6 protein-coding genes are annotated in these 6,328 nt (G+C 40.7%); 3 read left to right on the forward strand and 3 right to left on the reverse strand.

Features of this window, described 5'->3' with window-relative positions:
• Window positions 1-683 precede the first annotated feature (683 nt).
• On the forward strand, window positions 684-1,640 hold the full coding sequence (locus AC1DPQ_RS14395; protein ID WP_477581161.1) for a lipid A deacylase LpxR family protein: 957 nt from the start codon (window positions 684-686) through the stop codon (window positions 1,638-1,640).
• Window positions 1,640-2,749, forward strand: a complete 1,110-nt coding sequence (locus AC1DPQ_RS14400) for an acyloxyacyl hydrolase (protein ID WP_477581163.1) — start codon at window positions 1,640-1,642, stop codon at window positions 2,747-2,749. Before AC1DPQ_RS14395 ends, AC1DPQ_RS14400 begins: the two co-directional genes overlap by 1 nt.
• Here AC1DPQ_RS14400 and AC1DPQ_RS14405 read toward each other — a convergent pair.
• Genes AC1DPQ_RS14405 through AC1DPQ_RS14415 form a run of 3 tightly spaced genes read right to left on the reverse strand, consistent with a single transcriptional unit; the run spans window position 2,746 to window position 5,192 of the window.
• Window positions 2,746-3,105 carry a CoA-binding protein gene (locus AC1DPQ_RS14405; protein ID WP_477581165.1) on the reverse strand — a complete coding sequence of 120 codons (360 nt, stop codon included), beginning with the start codon at window positions 3,103-3,105 and terminating at the stop codon, window positions 2,746-2,748. The genes AC1DPQ_RS14400 and AC1DPQ_RS14405 overlap by 4 nt on opposite strands.
• A gap of 44 nt (window positions 3,106-3,149) precedes the next feature.
• Window positions 3,150-3,617 carry a DinB family protein gene (locus tag AC1DPQ_RS14410; protein ID WP_477581167.1) on the reverse strand — a complete coding sequence of 156 codons (468 nt, stop codon included), beginning with the start codon at window positions 3,615-3,617 and terminating at the stop codon, window positions 3,150-3,152.
• A 33-nt stretch (window positions 3,618-3,650) separates the two neighbouring features.
• Window positions 3,651-5,192, reverse strand: coding sequence for an NAD(P)/FAD-dependent oxidoreductase (locus AC1DPQ_RS14415; RefSeq protein ID WP_477609905.1), 1,542 nt, complete (start codon window positions 5,190-5,192; stop codon window positions 3,651-3,653).
• A gap of 457 nt (window positions 5,193-5,649) precedes the next feature.
• Here AC1DPQ_RS14415 and AC1DPQ_RS14420 point away from each other — a divergent pair, with 457 nt between their 5' ends.
• Window positions 5,650-6,231, forward strand: coding sequence for a LemA family protein (locus AC1DPQ_RS14420; RefSeq protein WP_039480897.1), 582 nt, complete (start codon window positions 5,650-5,652; stop codon window positions 6,229-6,231).
• Window positions 6,232-6,328: the final 97 nt, after the last annotated feature.

A 6,328-nucleotide genomic window follows, 5' to 3' on the forward strand; every position in this document is an offset into this window, starting at 1 on the left:
ATTCAGCTTTCCGTCATTCCTGAACGGGCTGCAAAGGTAGCAATCTTTTCCTCTTCCGCAACATTTATTTTAAAATAAATCCCGCTCTCATCATCCCTGTGCCATCCTTTCATTCAAAACCCTTCCTCCGAAGCGGGATGCAAAAGTAGAAAAAATTAACACTACCGCAAAGATTTTTTAAGGATTATCCGAAGATCCAAGGTAACTCCATGGTTTTCAACAGGAAAAAGTTTTAAGGACAGCAAAACTTTTTAGGGGAACTCCTGTTTTAGTCGGGCTGCGCTTCCCAGACTTACGGAGTTTTACCTGCGCCCGGCCGTTTAAAACTTCGGAAGACCCTGCAGAATAAACCCGATTGCAGCGGGCATCCCGATTTAAGCACCGGTTTRTGTTATATTTTGGTGTGCTTGCTTGTTTCACAGGTTTTCATCGGGATAAAGCGGATAGCGGGAACAAACCTATATAGTAGCACAGAACCTGCCTTTCCTAAAAACAAAAGCAATCTTATATTATATAATGTAGGAATAACTTGTGTGGCCTGAATAGACTTTCGACGTTTTCCAACGCCTATGCCTATTGAAACTTCAGAAGACTCGTGTGCAATTGGCAGGCATCGTATCGAATTTTTGAACAATAATTAATACTTTTATGGCTTTATTAAACCATCCATATAAATGAAGTTGATGCTCAAACTATACCTTTCTCTGCTATTTATCGGCGTAGCGGAAATCGGTTATGCGCAAAATTATAAAAACGAGCTTGTCATTATCTCTGAGAATGATGCCTACATTGATATTACAAGCGACCGTTATTATACAAATGGTGCTTTTATTAAATATAGGCATGCCCTGAATGGAGAGAATTTAAAAGCAGGGAGAAGCAAAGAGATTATCGGATTTGAGCTTGGCCAAAAAATATACAATCCATATTACAGCTTTGTGCCAAACCCTGCCCTACACGACCGCCCTTTTACGGCATACCTTTATGGCGAGGCAAATTATAGTCGGTTTTACGTAAATAAACAGATGCTTAAGGTTTCTGCGCAGATTGGACTTACGGGAAAAGATGCTTTGGGTGAAGAGTTTCAAAAAGCATTTCATAAGCTGGTTGGTCAAAATCAGATTGAAGGATGGGAATACGGTTTAAACAGCGAACCAACATTAAACCTAGGTGTAGAATACAACGAGCTTTTAATGAGCACAAACAATAAAATATTCGATATTACAGGAACAACTTCAGCAGCAGTTGGTAATGTGATTACAAAAGCCAATCTCGGCGCAATGTTACGCCTGGGCAGATTTAACGATATGGATGGTTCATCGGCTTTTAACAGCTTGGTGAGCAACAACCATCCGAACAAAGCGCAACGCAAGTACGAACTTTTCCTTTCCGTTAGTCCTCAGTTACATGCCATTGCTTTCGATTCGAGTTTGCAGGGCGGATTATTTTTGAATGATAAAGGGCCGATCACCTTTAAACCCAAACCTGTTGTTTTTACCACACAGGTGGGCTTAACCTTCGCCATTGCGCGTTGGACAGCCAATTATACGGCTACCTTTACTTCGAACGAAGTTAAAAATAGTGCCACTGGCTACCGTTATGCCTTTTATAGTCTTGCTTACCGTTTTAGTAAAAGCTAATGAAAAAACAACTACTCTCTCTTATTTTCGTTATTACGGGCTGCGCATTTGCTAAGGCTCAAATTGCTCCCGAAAATCATTCGATTATTATTAAGCCCATATTTGGCACACATGTAAATAATGATCAGGGACATCTGTTTCAGGATCAGATTACGGGGTTTGATGCGGCATATTTTAAAGACATCAGCCAGAACAGCGATAAATGGATAGGATTTGGTGGTGCCAGATCTTACGGGATCGGATTTGTTTTTAGGGACCTGAGCAAGCTGAAAGGTACAAAGGATACTTCGGCCAATGCTTTTGGGCAGGTATATGGCTTAGTGGCACAGATGGATTTTCAGCTATTCAAAGTCGGAAAAGCTAAATTTAATTTTACGCCAGGCGTTGGCTTGGGCTACACGAACAAGTATTACTTTAAGAATACCAAAAACCGATTTTTGGGAAGCCCGATTAATGAAACCATTAAAGCAGATTTAGGAATGGAGCTGCCAATGAGTAAATATGCGGATCTATTAGTAGGTTTAGGTTTTTTACACGTATCGAATGGTGGAGCTACTGTACCCAATGGGGGTTTGAACACCGGAAATGTTTACATCGGACTTAAACTAAACAACCCAAAAACATTAACTACTGAGCGGAAAAGCACCTACACCACTTTACAGCGTAATTCAATTGAGCTTAGTGCGGGTTTAGGCGCAAGGGGGGTATTTGGCGATAGAACAAAAGGTTTATTCAAAAGCGGGTTATATGCAGGTTACAATTTTTACCTGAATGATGTGATGTCGCTTAAGGCCGGTGCTGATGCCGTTTATTATTTTACCGTATTTGACCCGGATAATTATGGAGCAACCTTCCAGAACTATGGCACTTCGTATGATAAATGGCGTACCGGAATCAGTATTGGTGCTGATATCAACTTATGGCGCATAACCGTTGCAGCACAGATTGGAAAATACATCCACTACAATAGATTGATGGATAAAGCGACCTGGTATTGGACCTTCGGACCTACTTTTAATATTACGCCGCACATTGGCTTACAGGCCAAAACCTATATGCACTTTGCGCAGGCTGATTACGTAAACTGGGGCGTGGTATATAGATTTTAATACTGCCCTGTGCTTAGCAATACTAAAGTACAGGCTTCAACTGGTTCGATATTGTGCTGATTCAATAATTTTTCCAGCTCATAATTTTCAGTTCCTGGATTGAAAATTACCCGTTTGGGATTTGTTGCCAGGATGTAATCGTGATATTGCGCCTGTAGAGGTGGGCCAATATATAAAGTTATGGTGTCTATATCGGTGTGGATCTGATCCGGTTTTTCAATTTCTATGCCTGCAACCTCTCCTTTTTTTATGCCCACGTTAACAATTTCGTGATTGAAGCGCTTGAGCATATTGGCTGCTTTATAAGCATATCTGGATGGGTTTGGCGACGCGCCGATAATAAGTGTCTTCTTCATAAAGGTGATTCCAAAGATTTATTGATTACAGGTTAATTAAGCCATTAAAATTTAGAAAGTAAAGCGATCTGACCAGAATGGTAGGCATGGTGCTGTGCCAAACCACTTAAAAGCTCTGCATTGGTTACGCCTGTTCCCAACGCCGGGTTCCGCTCACTTTTTACTTCATCATTCCATTGGTTATTTTTTATGCTTTCGCACAAGCGGATGAGTTCTTCATTAGCAATTTTAAAATTAAAGATAATGCGCTCCCAGGCTTTAGGCGTTCTACTTTCGGGCACTGGCCAATCGCCCATTGCGGGTTCTGCAGCAGGTTTCCCACTCAATCTTGAGGTAACTTCTTCTGTCCAAGCAGTTAAATGCAGGGCGATTTCGGCAATAGAATGCGCCCCTGGCACAAAATGGCTAAACGCACTTTCAGGATTAACATTATTTAAGGTTTGCATTACATGGTTACCATGCCAGGCATCGCCATTAAATGCCTTTTTAATTTCATTCGTGATATTAAACATACCCAAACAACAATTGGGGCAATATAAAGTTTGTTAAGATGCGTTTAATATTGCATTTGCACAGTTAATACCATCTATTGCTGCAGATACAATTCCACCGGCATAACCTGCGCCTTCTGCGCAAGGATATAAACCTTTTACCTGAGGGTGCTGGTAAGTCTCTTTATCTCTCGGAATTCTAACCGGTGATGATGTTCTACTCTCTACCCCTACCAAAATAGCTTCATTTGTATAGTATCCCTTAATCTTTTTCCCAAACAAGGGTAATGCCGCGCGTAAGCTATCCGATACGAAATCGGGTAAAATATTGTCGAGCATAGAACTTTTGGTACCGGGAAGATAGGAGTTCTTTGGTAAATCGATCGATAATTTATTGTTCACAAAATCAACCATGCGCTGGGCCGGAGCAACCAGGTTTCCACCACCGGCCTCAAAAGCCATTTTCTCAATCTCCGATTGGAAATGCAACATTCTAAGCGGATCGTAACCCTGAACATCGTTTAAGGTAACCTGTACCACCGTTCCTGAATTGGCATAAGGGTTATTCCGTTTAGATGGCGACCAGCCATTTACCACGATTTCATTTTCGCCCGTAGAACAAGGTGCGATAATACCTCCAGGGCACATGCAAAAAGAAAACACCCCACGGGCACCAACCTGCTCCACCAAACTGTAGTACGCTGGAGGTAAAAACTCCGATCTAATATCGCAATGATACTGGGCTGAATCAATAATTTCCTGAGGATGCTCAATCCGTACGCCTAAAGCAAATGGTTTAGCCTCAATCAGGATATTTTTACTGTTCAACAATTCGTACACGTCTCTTGCAGAATGACCAGTTGCCAAGATAATATCATCGGCTAACAACTTTTCTTCAAAATTTATCTCAATTCCTTTTACTTTTCCGAATTCGATCAAAATATCAGTCATACGACTATCGAACATCACCTCGCCCCCAGCATTCAGGATCGTATCTTTTATGGAAGTAATAATATGCGGAAGTTTGTTGGTACCTATATGTGGACGGGCATCGATAGCAATATCAGCTTCTGCCCCATGGTTTACAAAAACCTGAAGCACTTTATTAATATCGCCCCGTTTATTGGAACGGGTATACAGTTTACCATCCGAATAGGTTCCGGCTCCACCTTCACCATAACAATAATTAGATTCTGTATTCACCAAACCCTGCTTGTTTATGGCAGCCAAATCTCTCCTACGCTGTTTTACATCTTTACCACGTTCGATAATAATGGGCTTTAATCCATTCTCGATACACTGCAAAGCTGCAAATAACCCGGCCGGACCAGCCCCGATAATAATCACAGGCTTTGCGTCGCTTACATTTTTATAGTTAATGGTGTATACTTCGGGAATGGCTTCCTCATCTACAAAAACCTTTACCTGAAGTCTGAATAATACTTTTCTCRAACGGGCATCTATCGATCTTTTCAGGATTTCATAGCCTTTAATTCTTGATCCAGGTAATTTTAGCGCTTCAGCCAGTTTCTGGTTAATCACCTCTGTTTGCTCTACCTCGTGCGGGAGCAGCGTAATTTCGATGTCTTTTTGCATATCATGTCAGGTTTTTATCCCGAACAGTACAAAGATAGGCAACTATCAAGAATAATTAATGTGATTTACCATTCTGTTGAAACCATATAAAAAATATTTGTACACTCAGAAAGCAATTGCAGTATCCATAGGTCTTTTTCTTCCAGCTCTACCTCCTCCCGACTTTACGTCGGGATCCGTTCGATCGGGTTTAATTAGGTTATTTCTGAACTCCTATGTTGGTTTTCCGTGCCGCGACCACAGTAAATTAGCCACGATCGGAGCTGGACCAGCAAAAAAAAAGCGAAAAGCACTGCGCTATAAAACAAAAAAACACCAATTTAATCTCATTAAATTCAATGAGTGGCTTGTCAACCTGTCAGATAAATACCGAAACTGTAACAAAGGCATGCAATTTGATATCTAATTCGTAAATTGACCATAAATCAATTCTATTAAAAAGACAAAAACCATAAAAATGAAAAGATTAATATTTGGAATTTTAGCTGCAGTTATTGCAGTGAGCACTTTAAGTTCATGCGGATATAACAGCATGGTTAAACTTGATGAGAACGTTAAATCGAAATGGGGAACTGTGCAAACCCAATATCAAAGAAGAGCAGATTTAATTCCGAACCTGGTAGCTACTGTAAAAGGAGCGGCCAAATTTGAACAGGGTACTTTAACTGCCGTAACCGAAGCACGTGCAAAAGCAACACAGATGACGGTTAAAGCTGATGAACTGACACCAGAAAACATCCAAAAATACCAGGCTGCTCAGGGACAATTGAGCCAGGCTTTGGGTAAATTATTATCGATTACCGAAAATTACCCTGAACTAAGGGCTACACAGCAATTCAGTGATTTATCGGCGCAGTTAGAAAGCACCGAAAATAGGATTACCGTTGCCCGTAAAGATTTTAACGACGCTGTGCAAGAGTATAATGGCAAAATCAGATCGTTCCCAACCAATTTAACAGCTGGCATGTTCGGCTTTAAACCTAAAGGGTATTTCGAGGCCGATGCTACCGCAAAAGATGCACCTAAAGTAGAATTTTAATATTCTCAACACAATATATAAGGGTAGTGAATGTTTATTAACTAAACATTTATTACCCTTTTTACTTCATACAAAATAAGCACATGTCGTTATTTTC

It is taken from the genome of Pedobacter sp. 01T416_2 (genome assembly GCF_056398925.1).